Source organism: Vibrio sp. nBUS_14, assembly GCF_051201655.1.
Classification (GTDB): Bacteria; Pseudomonadota; Gammaproteobacteria; order Enterobacterales; family Vibrionaceae; genus Vibrio.
On sequence record NZ_CP179207.1, the window covers coordinates 632062 to 647792 of the forward strand.

Below are 15731 nucleotides of genomic sequence, written 5' to 3' on the forward strand. Positions count from 1 at the left end.
AGATAAGCCCCGCTTACTGGCAATCAGTAAGCGGGGCTTTTTGTTTTAAGCTATTGCTCGGTAACTAAATGAAACGGCGACTAAACCAAACCGTGGCTAGACCGTAAACTTATTCAATAGCTCATCTTGTTGGCGAACATTATCAGTTTGTTGCTGCATTGCCGTATTCGCTTCTTGAGCCGCTGTTGATACTTGTGTTGAAAGGTCTTTGATCTTAACTGTGTTGTTGTTGATCTCTTCCGCTACTAAGCTCTGCTCTTCTGCTGCTGAAGCAATCTGAATGTTCATATCAGAGATACGCTGAATCGCGTCACGGATACGGTCAAGTGAAGAGTTCGCTTGCTGAGCACGTTCAACGGCGTCAGTTGCGGTGTCTTTACTTTGGTTCATCGCATTCGATACTGAGCTTGCACCAGCTTGGAGCTGCTCAATCATGTTACGAATTTCAGTGGTCGACTCCTGAGTACGTTGCGCCAGAGTACGAACTTCATCGGCTACGACTGCGAAACCACGACCCGATTCACCAGCACGCGCCGCTTCAATCGCTGCGTTCAGTGCTAGAAGGTTAGTTTGGTCAGCAATGTCGTTGATTACCTTAAGAATCGTTTCGATGTTTGCTGTCGCTGATTCAAGTACTTGTACTTCTGCAACGGCTTGGTCGATACGCTCAGATAAGTTATCAATTGCTTGAGTGGTTTCACTCACTACAGAGGTGCCGTCTAGCGTTGCTTCGTCTGCTTCACGAGCCGCAGCCGCAGCACCTTGAGCATTGTTTGCTACTTCTGTTGCGGTAACCGCCATCTCGTTCATTGCGGTTGCTAGCTGCTCAAGCTCTTGCAGTTGCGTGTTCATCGCATTTGCAGATTCGCCAGCACCTTTCACTGTGAATTCCGTACCACGCTTAATCTCTACACCAATTGCTTTCGATCGAATGATTTGATTTTGCAGGTTTTCAGTAAAGGTGTTGAAGCCTTTCGCTAGGTCAGAGAACTCTTTGTCTGTGTTGGTATCCAGACGCTTAGTTAAGTCACCTTGTCCGCTCGCTACATCTTGAATCGCTTGGTTAAGTGCATCCAGTGGACGCATCAACATGCGGATCAGAACCGTTAGTGCAACGACACTAAGAATTACAGCAAGCAAAGAGTAGATCACTGAGCTGTTTTTCAAGTCTTCAACGGTTTGGTAAGCGATCTCTTCATCTAGGATTGCGCCGATGTACCAATCTTCACTTGGGATGTGTGTGAAGTTAACAAGGAACATTTTGCCGTCGACTTCGATTTCTTGAGAGCCTTCACGAATAGTCGCTTGAGGCATGTAGCTTGAAAGCGTTTCACCGTTGTTTTTAGCATTCGGGTGAGCAATCGTTGTGCCGTCGGCTGTCACTAGGAATAGGTAGCCCGCATCGAACAAGTTCACTTGGTTGACTAAGGTGGCAAGGTTGGTCAGCTCTAGGTCGTAGAACATACCTGCAGTAAAGCGGCCGTTGTCTTTAACCGGCGTACCCACTGAGATAATGACTTTCTTACTTGATGCATCCACATAAGGCGCGGTAACCACTAAACTGTTTTTGGATTTAGCATCAATGTACCAAGGGCGAATTCGTGGGTCGTAATCTGGACCGGCTTCCCAGCCGTCATCATTTTCAATGACGAAACCGTTTGCTTCATAACCAAAACCAACCGCAAGGAAGCTGTTTTTAAGCTTTGGCTTTTCTAAAATTTCTTTTACGTAAGTACGCTCTTGAGGATTGATCTCGATGACTTCAGTAGTCGATTGAGCCAACGCTTTTTTGGCGTTCATTTCTGATACGACTGTATTTTTTACGCCAGAAACCATCTCTTTTAGGCTTGCATTGACGTGGTTTTCTACAGCACTTCTTACGGTGTAAAGTTGTTGTATTGAAAGCAATGATACTGTCACTAGCAGCAAGGCTGATGATGCAGCAACCACCTTATGGCTAAATTTCATTGAGTGTTCCCCTTCTCACAGGCTTTGCGAAGTCTAAAGTTAATCGTGTTTTTCTAATTATATATATCGACGAGATTGAAATTTACTTGAATGTAATTTCACAAAATAGACTACAAAAATACAACAAGCTAAACAATACAAAATTCACTAAATCACATATTTGTTACTTTTAGTCTTTGGTTCAACGAGTTGAAGATACACGTAAGCCTAGAGCCTACGGATGTTGATAATTTATTAATTAGACGTTTATGTGTGTGGTTTTCTATTAAAAATCGATGGATAGGATAAGTAGATATGAAATCAAATGAACTGCCTATTTTATATATTGATTGAGTTTTGAGTGGGATGGCGAATATGTTCAGCGGAAATAAAAAGCCTCATAAAAGTGAGGCTTTCTAAATGGGTTCTTATTTTTTATATCAGTAAATCTAATTTAGAATATTAGATGAGCTACACCAGCGATAACTGGAAGCGTAACTAGAGTACGCAGAATAAAGATAATAAACAGTTCCAAGATGTTCACTGGAATCTTACTACCTAGAAGCAGAGCGCCTACCTCAGACATGTAAATCAGTTGAGTTACCGACATTGCTGCAATAACAAAGCGAGTCATCTCGTTGTCGATAGAAGCTGCAAGGATTGCTGGGATAAACATATCCGCAAAACCAACAACGATCGTTTCAGAGGCTGCAACAGCTTCAGGAACACCAAGTAGCTCTAGGAATGGGATGAAAGGCTGACCTAGGAATGAGAATACAGAAGTGTATTCCGCAATTACCAACGCCATGGTACCAAGACCCATAACCACAGGCAGTACACCAAAGACCATATCAACAGCGTTACGAACGCCTTCGCCAAACACAGACTTAGCCGACTTCACTTGTGACGCTTTGTTTACTGCTAGCTCAAGACCCCAAGATAATGTTGAGTGGCCTGCAGGAATCGCGTCAGCGTCTTTGTGCGGCTTGCTACCGTCAATGAAGGTATCTTTCTTCATGCTTAGTGGTGGGAGGCGAGGGATGATTACTGCCGCCACAATACCCGCTAGACAGATTGCTGCGTAGAAGGGCAGGAATAGGTGCTCTAACTCTACTTGAGCGATAACTACAAGACTGAAGGTAATAGATACTGCAGAGAAAGTCGTACCAACAACCGCAGCTTCACGTTGAGTGTAGAATTTCTTTTCGTACTGTTTGCTTGTAAGAAGGATACCAACGCTGCCGTCACCCAACCAAGAAGCCATACAGTCGATAGCACTACGACCTGGCAGGTTGAAGATTGGACGCATCACTTTGCTTAGCAAGGTGCCAAACAGTTCAAGCAAACCAAAGTTAAGCAGCAGTGGCAATAACAAACCAGCAAAGATAAACACTGAAAACAGTGTTGGAAGTAGGCCTTCTAGAACTAATCCACCAGTGTTTTCTTCCCAGATAAACTCAGGGCCTACTTGGAAGAAAGCCATGAATGCTGCTGCACCACCGATAAGACGTACCAACAACCATAGAGGAGATGGGTTGAAAAGGCCGTTCAAAAATGAGTTCGATGTAATGAATGTAGGCTTGAAAATGGTGCTTAAAACGGAAGCGACAGACATGAAAGCGACGATCGTAGTGATGATAGGGATTAGGTATTCACCGAAAACCGCTTGAATTGACTTGGCTAAGATAGCAACAGGGATGGTGAGATCGCCTTGATAGCTAATTGGCGCCATGAAAAGGAATAAACCAATCAATGATGGGATTAAGAAAACCCAGAAACTGCCTTTAGATTTCTCTGTTGGAGCAGTGTTCGTGTTGTTAGACATGTTATTATTCTCGAATTTCTACACGTAAAAAAGCCATATCCGTGGCATTTTTATTCATTAAACATCCGTATTTTCTTATTGGATGCAAGATTACCCAGTATTAATATCGCTTGCAATACTATTCATCAAATATCGCTAAGTATTCACACTGGTTATTCTGTAACTCTTTAAAAGTTTAGAATAAAGTGTTGCAGATGTTACTTATTTTGAGGATATATTGCCAGTTATTTATAAGTTTACTGGAGTTTCAGTTCGATAGGTTAGGTAAAGCCAATAGCTAAATGCGATAATAAAAGCGAAAAAGGCAGGTAAAGCCAGCGCTAAAATTTCGAAGCGTTGGAACAAGCACGCACCCGTTAACCCTCCAAATAGAAACCCCCGATAATGAACATCAGTAATTTGGCTTTACGTCGATCGAAAGGCGTACCTTTTAAAAGTGCGCCAATCATGATGCCAAGATCAGTGATGATCCCGATCATGTGTGTGGTACGAATAATCGCGCCGCTATAGGTGGTTATCATCGCATTCTGCAGGCCACACGCGACAGTATTGTTGCAGTTTGTCTTGATGTTGTTTCTATATAGAGATAAAGGTCAGTAATAAGCTAGTTGTAATGGCTCATCTGATGGTCAAACTTGACCCAACCGTGTTTACGTTCTTCATAGACTGAAAAGCTTGGTAATGGGAAATCTTGCTCTTTAAACAATCCTAGTGGGACGATATAAAAATCGGCGGCGGCAACGGACTGTAAAAGCATGGTGGTGCCACACTTGGGACAAAACTGATAGGTAACTTCATTGCCAGTATCGCTGATGCGTGAAAAAGAGGTCACTTCTCCGCTTAGCGTCACTTGCTCTATTGGGTACCGAGCCTGAACGCCGAACACACTTCCGGTGCGCTTCTGACATTCATAACAATGGCATACCGAGGTGCGTTGAGGTTCGCCTCTGCATACTAGGTTGACCGCTCCACAGCGGCACTCGCAACTTCTGATACTTCTATCTTTAATATGATTGATATCCATCCATGCTCCACTTCCAGTTAACCCCATATTGATAATTATACTAAAGCCCTTTATGGTCTGCACAACTGGATGAAAATAAAAGAATATAATTGCTCATGAAAAAGAAAATCTTACCTATACCTCTGATTTTACTGATTCCGATTGTCATGTTAGTGGTGGTGATAGTGGCGGGTATCTATCGCTTTAGCTTAAGTGACGAAGAGATCTTGGCGAAGTTTCCTTCCTCTCAAGTCAGTTACGACCCAGTCGTTGAAACCGTTTTTGATTTGAAGACGACCAACCCATGGACAATTAAAGTACCTGAGACCAACGCTTACGCCTTTATAAATGAAGTCGATGAGACAAAAGCAATCGCGTTTGGACGTTATGATTCTGGTATTGAACGTGGTGTGGCGACAGTAGACACCAAAAGCCTGTCAGCGGTGACATTGGGCAAAGCGAGTTTCTTTGTTGCGCCAATGTGGATATCTAACCAAGGCAGTGGTGTATTCTATTACCTTGGTCTGTTTAAACACGATCAGCAACGAAGCCGTGTTGTGCTCGTCGACCAGCTTTTACTAGGCGATCGCGTACAAATCCAAGCCTTAGATGTGACTCAGCCTCCTGAAGGTACCTCAAATAGTAAACTCACAGGGAAAGGTTTTATCGGCTTTACTCAGCATTCTTCGGAACAATCATTTGCAAAAGCACCGTCTGAAAAGGTGTTAATGAGCTTTTCTTTTGATACACAATCAATTGGTAAGCAATAACGTTTTGGTTCGTGTAAGGATCTGTTGTTTATGTGAGCTAAATTACATATTATCGTAGTTAGATGAATGAAATTTAGACACTCTTCAAAGCCGTGTCTGCTTATATTTTTACAAATGGAGCTTGCGAATGATTAACAAACGTTTTTTTAAAACCAAAGATGAAGTGGAAGTGACCTTCGAGCTGGAAGCTCAAGAAGCAAACTCAGTTTCTATTGTTGCTGACTTTCTTGATTGGAAGGCAACCCCAATGAAAAAGTTGGCGAAAGGGAAAGTCTATAAATTCAAAGCTCGTCTGCCTAAAGATGGCGAGTTTCAATTTCGTTACCTTGTTGATGACCAAGAGTGGGTGAACGACGCGAATGCTGATCGTTATATCCCCAATGATTTTGGCGGTGATAATTGTTTGGTATCGACGGTTACTGTTTAACGCAGTTACTTAGTTATTTAACTACTGACTCAAGATACACACTGTTATATAGGGCCCGAATTCAACTCCGAAGTGCGACACTCTCCAATATCAAGCAGCCAATACCATTTCTTTAAAGACAATCGCTGGTTGCTTGAAGTCTAAACACTTTTTCGGTCGATAATTTATCCGTGATACAGCGAATTCAATATCGCTGTCTGTTACCGTTGTTAAGTCGGTTCCTTTCTTCACATATTGCCTTAAAAGCCCGTTAGCATTCTCATTGGCTCCACGCTCCCAAGAACTATAAGGGTGGGCAAAGTACACATCAGCCTCCAACGCCTTTGCGATGGTTTCGTGGCCTGCAAACTCTCTCCCGTTATCTGCCGTGATGGTATGGACATGTTCCTTATAAGGCATGAGTAGCTCGATGGTGGCTTTGGTGACATCATCTGCTGACTTCGATGGCACTTTCTTGACCACGTAAAATCGTGTTTTACGCTCTAAAATTGTCACCATAGCACCAGTGCCATGTTTGCCTAATACGGTGTCGATTTCCCAATCACCCAATCGCTCCTTACTGTCAACGATGCTTGGCCTATCATCGATAGAAACAGCATTCTTGATCGCTGGCGCTTTCTCTTTTCTACCGCGACGATACCGCTTGTGACCTTGCCTCAAGTGGCGATATAACTTGCCTCCCAAGCGTTTATCCTGCGCAACAAATCGGTAGATCCACTCATGGCTGACAGCGGCACCGACTCTCGTTAATACACTGGAAATCTGCTCTGGACTCCAATCCGATTCCAAAAGGAGACGGATAAAATCAACACGCTCCTGAGGTATTCTGTATTTACGAGCTGATGTGCGTTTTTTGATTGAGAATACCTGAGCTTCGCTTGGGCAATAATGACTGCCTCTACTGCCGCGTTTAAGCTCACGATATACCGTAGAGCGATGGCACTGAACAGTTTTAGCTATTTCAGAAACCGAAATCCCCCGTTCCAAAAGAGCAGAAATCTGGTATCTTCTGCCCTCGGTCAACTGCTGATAATTCATGGTAGTACTGCTTGTTTCTTTGGCGAGAAGAGCGTACCACTTTCAGCAGTTGGCTTCCTCTTCTACACCTTTCCATGAATGTCGCACTTATTATCTGAAATCGGGCTTTAAAATCATTATTACCATACTGATTAAATATGTTTATTTCTGTTAACCTCATTTCAAATTTTCTGCTTAATGCTGATATAACTAAAACTGAGTTTTTTAATTTTAATTATCCTTCCGACGTGTTTTACTAACTTTAAAGTTAGTATATTCATTAAGATTGAAGTATGTTTCGAGTTCTTGACAGTGATTCAAAGTAAACTATTTACACTTTTAAATTGCTCATTGATGGGGGGAGTGAGAGTAATATGCTTTCAGCTCTTCGATGAATACTTTAACTTTTTTCGGCGTGTTGGTGCGTTCACGATATAGCGCATAGACATTCCGTTTGGATAGTTGGTAGTCGTTCAGTACTTCAATCAATTGACCTCTTTTGAGTTCTTTTTCTGCTAATTCTCTGGGTAGCATAGCTACGCCGAAATGTTGCTCTAGTGCGATTTTTACGGCTTGCACGCTGTTCACTGAAAGCGATGGCACAATCTGTAAGGCCTGCTCCTGCCCTTCTTTAGTAAATTGCCATATCTTGTGATTCATTAAATTAAGGTCTTCTATAATCCGGTGCGAGTGCAAATCAATTGGTTGTCGAATTGGAGCATTGGTTCGCAAATAATCTGGAGACGCACAAATTACATTGTGATGTTCAGTGATTTTTTTGGCCACGAGGTCCAAATCTTGTTTAACTAATTGCCCTGAACGAATTGCCACATCATAACCTTGCGCTGAAATATCACTTAGATTATCACCCAGAAGTAAATTTACACTTAACTCCGGGTATTGAGTAGTAAAGTTGCATATGAAGGGCATCATCGTAATTTCAGTTAAGCCGTTTGGGGCAAGCACATTTAAAGTTCCTGACATTTCATGACTTGCAAGTCTTACGGAATCATTTAGCGATTCTAGCTGAAAAATCAGTGTATGCGCCTCTTGATAATATTGTCTCCCAGCATCGGTGAGAGACAGCGTTTTTGTTGAGCGATTCATCAATCGAGTTTCCAGATAGATTTCGAGGTCGCGCACATTGCGGCTGACAAGAGATTTAGATACTCCTAGCTTCTTGGACGCATTGGTAAAGCTGCCTTCTTCTACCGTACTGATAAATGATTTTATCAACGTAATTAAATTCATAATTGGATCTACTGTTTACTATTTGTTGACAGCCTATCGACCTTTTGAGGCCTATTCAAGCTTCATTTATTCATTAATAATACAATGAATTCAATAGCAAACTATAAGGCGGGAAAATGACAAGTGAACAAGTTCAAACTGTAAAAGATTATTTTAAGTTTTGCGTTGACGGAAAAGAGACAAATCGAGTTGGAGAGTTCTTCGCTGAAGATGCCCTTATCCATCGGCCTGATTGTGGTAAAACCTTAAAAGGGTTGGTGCAATTTGAAGCTAAATTGAAGTCTTGTGTTACTGAACGTTATGAGAGTGTAGAAACAAGCTTTCAGCGTATTGTTGAAGGAGGTGATCAAGTTGTTGTCGCACTCACTCACAAAGCAAAGAATGCTAATACTTGGATGGGGTTTGACGTAACAGGCAAAGACTTAACGTGGACAAGTCTCACCTATTTTCGCTTCAATAAGGAAGGCAAGGTTATTGAAGAAATTGTAGAAAGAAACGAGTTAAGTATGGCAACTCAGTTGGGGCTGCAGGTAACTCAATGAAGATAGGTTGATTGAAGAATCATAGCATCACCCTAACTTTTTGCCTTAAAGGTAATGAACAGATGGCTTAGCTCTTGCTTAATTGACTCATAATACCGAACCAATTATCAGTGTACAGTAGGGGTAATGTTAAAAATTGGGGTATTAGTGAGATAGTGAGGCTTAAACCATCTTAACTCAATGCCTGTGGTAATTTTCTTATGTATTGTCCCGTCTATTACACAGTGGAGGGAGCCGATTAACGAGAGGTAAATCAATCACCACTCGGAGGTGGTTACAGTGACTATTCTACCTCGATAGCGATCTTTCGCTATCGAGGTAATCTCAATCTTCTTATTCAAAATTGACGTCTGAATTTAGATCTCAAGCAGGTAGTTTTTTCCTTCATTTTGTAGACGATCAATCAATTTATGACAGTGGTCTAAATCAAGATCTTGCTTGAAGCGTCGCTTGAGGTTCATTAAAAAGAAGATGTCTTCACACATCGCTTTTTCTGGTTCATCGCTGATCTTCGCTACTGGAGAGCCATTGCATGTTACCATTTTGATTACGATCGAAAGCGGTGAATACGCTTTACCGTTATCATTGGAGTAATTACCCATATCGTTTGCTAAAAAGGTTCCGATACCAAAGCTCACTTGAACTCGGTGTTGAAAGTGTTCGCAAATATCTAGCGCTTGCTCAAAGTTTAGTCCATCAGTAAACACTAATGTTTTACTCATTGGATCGATGCCATGTGATTGATAATGTTTAATTACTTTCTCGCCCCATTCAAAAGGGCAACCACTATCATGTCTTACGCCAGAATAGGCATGGCTTAAACTTTCATCAAAGTCTGTTAGGAAAGCATCAATACCAATGGTGTCCGTCAAAGCAATGCCTAACGCTCCATCGAACATATTATGCCAACGTTGTAGAGCGACTTTTTGTGAGTCTTGGACATTCGCAAGTGCTTGATGCCCCATAAACCATTCATGCGCAACGGTTCCGATTGGAGTTAGGCCTAGTTTATGAGCAAGATGATAATTACTGGTTCCCGTTAAACACTCAGGTAATGTCGAGCTAATATAATCTAACATCAACTTTTGCGTTTTATATGAAAAACGTCGACGAGTAGACATATCAGCAAATTTAAAGTTAGTAATATTACGCCGTTTCAATTCTGCTTTGAGGAAATGTACTTTTTCATGAAGCACTGCAAGAAAGTGATCAGATGGAATCTCTGCCCAGAGTGTTCGGCTTCGCACCTCGGAAACGATACTCATTATGAGTGTTTCATAGAGAATAACTTCCTGCCATAAACCTTCGATAGTAATGTGCAACTGATTTTTACCATTCGAGTTGCATCTAATGTTAAAAGACACATTTCGATTAGGTGTAAAGCAAAATGATTTGAGAGACTCAATAAACTCTGTTGGTAAATATGGCGCAACATTTTTAATGTATTGAAGCTGCTCAGAGGTAAATTTAATCTTTTGAAGCTGATTTACTTGCTTTTTTACTTCAGGCAGCAAAGTGGAAAGATCTTCGTCGCTTCGAACAATGAACTTATAAGTCACTTCAATATCTGGGCAATATGATGCTACGGCTGCCATCATATTTACTTTATACACGTCAAAATCTAACGCACTTTGGATGATACGAGAAGAAAATAATTTATCGCTCATTTGGAACCCTTTTGATATCGACTCAAGCTTGTTCCAGACTTCTGAATAGTTAGCATATTACGACACTGAAAAGTTGTGATACCGAAAAATTTGAGTTTATAACTATTTGTTACTTACTGGTTGCGTAAACAATAAATACTTCAAATTTTTTTGTCAACTTTTGTTACCAGCTCTTTTTAAGACTTACTTGTTTAATAGTCTGCCATGCTTCATTACCTCTTGATAAAGCTCTGATGAAGTTATGAATATCAACGACATATTTGCTTAACCTTTGGTGGGATCGCTCAAATGATCACAAACTGCTGAAGTTTGTATCACACTGTTGTTTACCTGTTGATTGAGTCGCGCTTATAAGCTAAATTGCCCACAAATCATATTTAAGGACTTACTATGATTGTTTGTGTCGATATTATTCCGTTTCGATTGTCTGGGTGCGTTCAAAAAAAACTTGAGGTGCTATTGTTAAAGCGATCCAACCCTAGTCGCCCTCACTATGGTATGTGGGCACTACCCGGGGGCGTCGTTTTTGATAAAGACATGACAGACCAAGGGGGCCAACTAGCGGATGAAAGTTTTGAAGCCGCACGTCGTCGAATTTGTCGAGAAAAAATTCATACTTACCCCCGTTACTTTAGTGAGGCTTTCTTCGACAGCGATGCAAAACGAGACCCGGAAGAGTGGAATTTAAATGTCACTCACTATGCTTTGTTGGATAGAAATAACGTAGAGCAAATCAATGAGAGTGGTATAAAAGAGTATCAACTAAAATGGTGTTCGTTACAGTCTCTTCTTGATGGAGATGAAGCTCTTGCCTTTGATCATAAAGGAATGATCGAAATTGCCAGGAAAAAGCTACGAGCATCCATCGAATATACCTCTGTTTTATTATTTGCTTTAGATAAAGAATTTTTGGTCGCTGATGTTATCGCTGCTTATAGAGAGTTTGGTGTTCCTATTAGCCGAATGACCATTAAACGTCGTTTGATTGACTCGGGTGTAATAGTACCAACCAATAAGATTGCATCAACGAGCAAGGGAAAAGGAGGTAAGCCAGCTATGGTTTATAAACTCGCTGATGATGGCGTGACTTTCTTTCAAAACTGCTTACGTGGCTGAGTAGTGTTTCGTTACTAAATGAGACTGAACCAAAGGTATCGAAAATTTTTATAAAAACTCTATTGTGTCAACAATCAAGCATAGAAGGGTAGGAACTTTATGACCATTCAAGTTAGGTACCAAAACACAGCAGTTATTGATGTCGACCCTCAACAGGGGTTTACTGAGCTGTGCCCTAATGAACTTCCAGTAAAAGGGGCTTTGGCCATTGTTCCCGAATTGATAAAGAATCACACCAAAGGCCGGTTCAAGCTTGTCAGTCGTGACATGCATCCACCTAAAGCGGCTTGGGTTGCTGAAACACCAGCGAATATGTTACAGCCCGTTGGTTTGCCAAATGTTGATGTTAAATGGAACCGACATTGTGTGGTCGGCACTCCAGGAGTCGAGTTACTCGATGGGTTGCCTCAAGTTTTAGAGTATGATTTTCAAGTTAATAAAGGCATGGATCCTAATGCTCACCCTTATGGGGTGTTTTTCCATGATATTGCAAATACCATTTCAACAGGAGCAAATGAATTTCTTAAATTCAACCGAGTCGACACTCTTATTATTGGTGGACTGGCGCTCGATTTTTGTGTCAAGAAATCCATCTCTCAGGCTCTTGCTTTAGGCTTTAATGTGATTGTTAATCTCGCATCAACCCGAGCGGTTTTACCTGAGAAAAGCAACGAAATGATCGCTAATTTAGAAAAGCAAGGTGCTATTTTTGTCGCAACAGCTGACGAAATTGTTAGTGATCTAATACTATAATTTTAGTCTTTGTTAGCTTATTGGATTCAGTATTTAGTACTAGCTATAAGTACAGACTTAAGAATGCTTGACTGGCTGTATTACTCTTATTGACAGCGATTTAAGGCGTTTTGGAATGTCTTGAGGAGTGTTTGATAAGTGATGTATGTATTATGGACTTTTGCTTAGCGGTCGACCATATCGTTGCGGTTAAACCACACATTCTACACAGCTCTTGATCGAAACCTGTTACTTTCTGGCCAGCGCAGATGGTCTATTTATCGTAGATAAAATAATAAAGCTTCTTTAGTATATTCGTATTATATTTATTCTGACTATGATAATAATGTTATTATAAGTATTGGAAATTATGCGCCCCGATTTGAAATTTAAAAATTTTTTATTCGTTGTTTTTTATAGTTATTAAAATAGTATTCTCTAACAATTAACTAATCACCCTTAAGGTCAGTGTATGCTGGAGAAAATTAAATTTTTATTACTATTATTACCCTTGCTGTTTACTAACTCAGTGCTAAGTTCAGCTTTATTTATAAAGAATAGTTTGGATTTTTCTGGAGAAAGTGCCAGCGAAGGAATGAAAGTTTTCTATTCCATCAATAAAGGCGCTTGGATTGATATTAATCAGCTTGATATGAATGATCCGAGTTCCTTGTCTAATCTCATTAATTACAACGATGGTGATAGGCTAAGAATCAAAGTCATGACACCACGCTAGTATTCGAACCATCAAGCTAGTTTGGTTTAAGTCTAGTTTGGCATAGAACTGCTACGTAGTTTTAGACTTACCTTGATACTAAAAGAGCCTCGATGAGGCTCTGTTTTCTGTTTTCTGTTTTATGATATGTGTCATCAAATGGTTGCTTTCATCGGGTTATCTGAAGTTATCCATCATCAGCTCGACAAAGACAGCGCGAACGACAACAAAATAGGCAAGGTAACTACGCTCAGGAAGTTGCCGAACAACACCATGGACGCGACCTTGGGTGGCTCTATATTGAACCTTTCTGCAAACAGGTAGTTCATCACGGCAGGTGGCAGCATGGTGAACAGCACCATCATTTGTAGCTGAAGCGTTGGCAGCGGAATAAAGAAGTAGATGATGCTGAAGGCGATGGCGCCAGTAAACAGCGATTGAGCCTTGCACAACAAGCCAACTTTCAATCCGCTCAGTCTCAAGTTGACCATTTGCGAGCCCAACGACAGCAGCATTATAGGGACGGCAGCTTGCCCAAGCAGGGATGTTGCTTCATAGATTGGATTCCACACTGCAATGCCAGATAGGTTCAACGTCATCGCTAATGCAGCGGCTAAGAATATCGGCATTTTGAGGATCTGCTTGATCGGATTACCTTCACTCAACAGCGCCAAACCAACGCTAATGTGCACACACGCCGAAACCACAAACAGCAGTACCGCAGGGGCTAACGCGCTCTCCCCAAAGGTATAAGTGAATAGGGGAATGGCCAGGTTGCCACTGTTGCGAAACATGTGTGGCGGAGCCCAGGCTTTGAAATTGAGCTTAAAGACTTTACAGATTGGAATCATCAATAAGGCTGGTACCAACACCGCTACTAAAGAGGCGGAAATCAGCGGCAGTTGTTCGGTGTCGAGAGGCATGGTGGTCAGCGATGCAAACACCAACGCAGGAATACAAACATCCATGTTGATGCGATTGATCGGCTTGAAATCGGGTTTGAGCCAACGACCGACCGCAAAGCCAGCACTGGCTAAAGCAAAAACGGGAAACAGAATGCTGACGACCTGTTCGAACATAGAATTCCTTTCTAGATTGAGTGCTTCCATTTAGCTACGAAACGAATGTTTTAGATATACGCCAAACGAAGTATGAAGTCGATATGTATAAACATTAACCTATCAATATAATGACTTGGCGTCACCGAAGATGGTTGTCTGTGAGCGGTTAATTTATATTTCTTTGAATGAAGCACAAAAAAGACCAGTGGCATTAGCAACTGGTCTTTAAAGGCTAGATAAATCTGGACGGATTTTTAATTAACGACTGCTGTCGCTGTCTAGCGATTGTTACTCGGTTTTAAGTCTAGCTAACGAGCTTTTTGTAATCTTTGAAATTCACGTCGTAGGCTTTTTCACCGTAGATGTAAGTCTCGCTGACGGTTCTGTCGTCACCCAAGCTCATCATTACGAAGAGCTTCTCTTCAAGCTTGGTGGCTTGTTCCATTCTAAACCGCATCAGCTGTGTGGTATGAAGATCCAACACCACGAAATCCGCTTCTTTACCCACTTCCAAGTTGCCGATCTTGTCTTCTAGATGCAGGGAACGTGCGCCGCCCAGAGTAGCTAAGAACAGTGATTTAACTGGGTGCAGTTTCTCTTGTTGAAGCTGCATGATTTTGTAGGCTTCGCTCATAGTTTGCAGAATCGAGAAGCTGGTGCCTGCGCCCACATCGGTTCCCATACCGACACGAATGCCGTGTTCTTCCATTTTTGGTAGCTTGAATAAGCCAGAACCTAAGAATAGGTTCGAAGTAGGGCAGAAGGCGATTGCAGAATCGGTATCCGCGAGTCGTTTACATTCGCAGTCTGATAAGTGAATACCGTGGGCGAATACCGAACGTTTGTGAAGTAGACCATAGTGGTCATACACATCCAAATAGCTGTTGCGTTCCGGGAACAGCTCTAACACCCAATCGATCTCTTTCTTGTTTTCAGAAAGGTGCGTATGCATGTACACATCTGGGTATTCTTCTAGCAGTTTACCTACCGTTTCGAGTTGTTCTGGTGTACTGGTTGGTGCGAAGCGAGGTGTTACGGCATAGTGCAAACGACCGCGCTTGTGCCATTTTTCGATCAGCTCTTTTGAGTCGGCATAGCCAGATTCTGGTGTGTCGGTCAGGTAATCTGGCGCATTGCGATCCATTAGCACTTTACCTGCGATCATACGTAGGTTGCGCTTCTCAGCTTCTTCAAAGAAAACGTTAACTGACTCTTTGTGCACGGTACCGAATACCAGTGCCGTGGTGGTGCCGTTGCTTGCTAATTCGTCTAGGAATAGCTTCGCCACTTTGTGTGCGTAAACTGGGTTTTTGAAGCGTTTTTCTTCTGGAAAGGTGTAGTTCTCTAACCAATCAAGAAGTTGCTCACCGTAAGACGCGATCATCCCTGTTTGAGGGTAGTGGATGTGCGTGTCAATAAAGCCAGAGGTGATCAGTTTGTCTTTGTATTCTTTTACTTCGAGTGCTTTAGGTTGGCGAGCCAATACCTCATCGGCAGGACCTAAGTCGACGATATGGCCGTTCTCAACCACTAAAACACCGTCTTCAAAATAGTCGTAAGACTCATCGATACCGACATCTTTTGGGTCGGCGACGCTGTGTAAAATACTGGCGCGATAAGCTTTGCGTTGTGTTGTCATGTTTACTTCCTTTTAATGA

At 41.8% G+C, this 15731-nt stretch carries 14 protein-coding genes and 1 pseudogene; 6 read left to right on the forward strand and 9 right to left on the reverse strand.

The annotated features are described in order from the left end of the window. Window positions 1–96: 96 nt before the first annotated feature. From ACMAZD_RS20420 to ACMAZD_RS20435, 4 genes and pseudogenes are all read right to left on the reverse strand, one after another. On the reverse strand, window positions 97–1968 hold the full coding sequence (locus ACMAZD_RS20420) for a methyl-accepting chemotaxis protein (RefSeq protein WP_435250373.1): 1872 nt from the start codon (window positions 1966–1968) through the stop codon (window positions 97–99). Between the two features lie 433 nt (window positions 1969–2401). Continuing rightward, a complete protein-coding gene (locus tag ACMAZD_RS20425) occupies window positions 2402–3772 on the reverse strand; it encodes a YjiH family protein (protein ID WP_435250374.1) in 1371 nt (456 codons plus the stop codon). A 228-nt stretch (window positions 3773–4000) separates the two neighbouring features. Next, window positions 4001–4320: pseudogene (locus ACMAZD_RS20430) on the reverse strand (YoaK family protein); the annotation flags it as partial. A gap of 56 nt (window positions 4321–4376) precedes the next feature. Continuing rightward, window positions 4377–4859, reverse strand: coding sequence for a GFA family protein (locus ACMAZD_RS20435; protein WP_435250375.1), 483 nt, complete (start codon window positions 4857–4859; stop codon window positions 4377–4379). 32 nt (window positions 4860–4891) lie between these two features. Between ACMAZD_RS20435 and ACMAZD_RS20440 the strand changes: the two genes are divergently transcribed. Both ACMAZD_RS20440 and ACMAZD_RS20445 read left to right on the forward strand, forming a co-directional pair. Next, window positions 4892–5545: a hypothetical protein gene (locus ACMAZD_RS20440; protein WP_435250376.1), complete on the forward strand. Its 654-nt coding sequence runs from the start codon at window positions 4892–4894 to the stop codon at window positions 5543–5545. Between the two features lie 127 nt (window positions 5546–5672). Then, on the forward strand, window positions 5673–5972 hold the full coding sequence (locus ACMAZD_RS20445) for an isoamylase early set domain-containing protein (protein ID WP_435250377.1): 300 nt from the start codon (window positions 5673–5675) through the stop codon (window positions 5970–5972). 90 nt (window positions 5973–6062) lie between these two features. Here ACMAZD_RS20445 and ACMAZD_RS20450 read toward each other — a convergent pair whose 3' ends face one another. After that, window positions 6063–7010 (reverse strand): IS30 family transposase, encoded by a 948-nt coding sequence (locus tag ACMAZD_RS20450; RefSeq protein ID WP_435248156.1) that lies wholly within the window; start codon window positions 7008–7010, stop codon window positions 6063–6065. A 327-nt stretch (window positions 7011–7337) separates the two neighbouring features. Then, a complete protein-coding gene (locus ACMAZD_RS20455) occupies window positions 7338–8240 on the reverse strand; it encodes a LysR family transcriptional regulator (protein WP_102276720.1) in 903 nt (300 codons plus the stop codon). Window positions 8241–8356: 116 nt separating this feature from the next. On the opposite strand from ACMAZD_RS20455, the gene ACMAZD_RS20460 reads away from it, so the two are divergent. After that, a complete protein-coding gene (locus tag ACMAZD_RS20460; RefSeq protein ID WP_435250378.1) occupies window positions 8357–8782 on the forward strand; it encodes an ester cyclase in 426 nt (141 codons plus the stop codon). A gap of 356 nt (window positions 8783–9138) precedes the next feature. Here ACMAZD_RS20460 and pncB read toward each other — a convergent pair whose 3' ends face one another. Continuing rightward, complete coding sequence (pncB, locus tag ACMAZD_RS20465) at window positions 9139–10449, reverse strand: nicotinate phosphoribosyltransferase (RefSeq protein WP_435250379.1); 1311 nt, start codon at window positions 10447–10449, stop codon at window positions 9139–9141. Between the two features lie 390 nt (window positions 10450–10839). Here pncB and ACMAZD_RS20470 point away from each other — a divergent pair, with 390 nt between their 5' ends. The 3 genes from ACMAZD_RS20470 (at window position 10840) to ACMAZD_RS20480 (ending at window position 13033) form a co-directional block, all read left to right on the forward strand. Beyond that, window positions 10840–11565, forward strand: coding sequence for an NUDIX domain-containing protein (locus ACMAZD_RS20470; RefSeq protein ID WP_435250380.1), 726 nt, complete (start codon window positions 10840–10842; stop codon window positions 11563–11565). Window positions 11566–11664: 99 nt separating this feature from the next. Next, window positions 11665–12318, forward strand: a complete 654-nt coding sequence (locus tag ACMAZD_RS20475) for an isochorismatase family protein (RefSeq protein WP_435250381.1) — start codon at window positions 11665–11667, stop codon at window positions 12316–12318. 451 nt (window positions 12319–12769) lie between these two features. After that, on the forward strand, window positions 12770–13033 hold the full coding sequence (locus ACMAZD_RS20480) for a hypothetical protein (RefSeq protein ID WP_435250382.1): 264 nt from the start codon (window positions 12770–12772) through the stop codon (window positions 13031–13033). A gap of 176 nt (window positions 13034–13209) precedes the next feature. Here the strand turns inward: ACMAZD_RS20480 and ACMAZD_RS20485 are convergent, their stop codons facing one another. Beyond that, window positions 13210–14091 (reverse strand): AEC family transporter, encoded by an 882-nt coding sequence (locus tag ACMAZD_RS20485; protein ID WP_435250383.1) that lies wholly within the window; start codon window positions 14089–14091, stop codon window positions 13210–13212. 286 nt (window positions 14092–14377) lie between these two features. Continuing rightward, window positions 14378–15712 (reverse strand): guanine deaminase, encoded by a 1335-nt coding sequence (gene guaD, locus ACMAZD_RS20490; protein WP_435250384.1) that lies wholly within the window; start codon window positions 15710–15712, stop codon window positions 14378–14380. Between the last annotated feature and the right edge of the window lie 19 nt (window positions 15713–15731).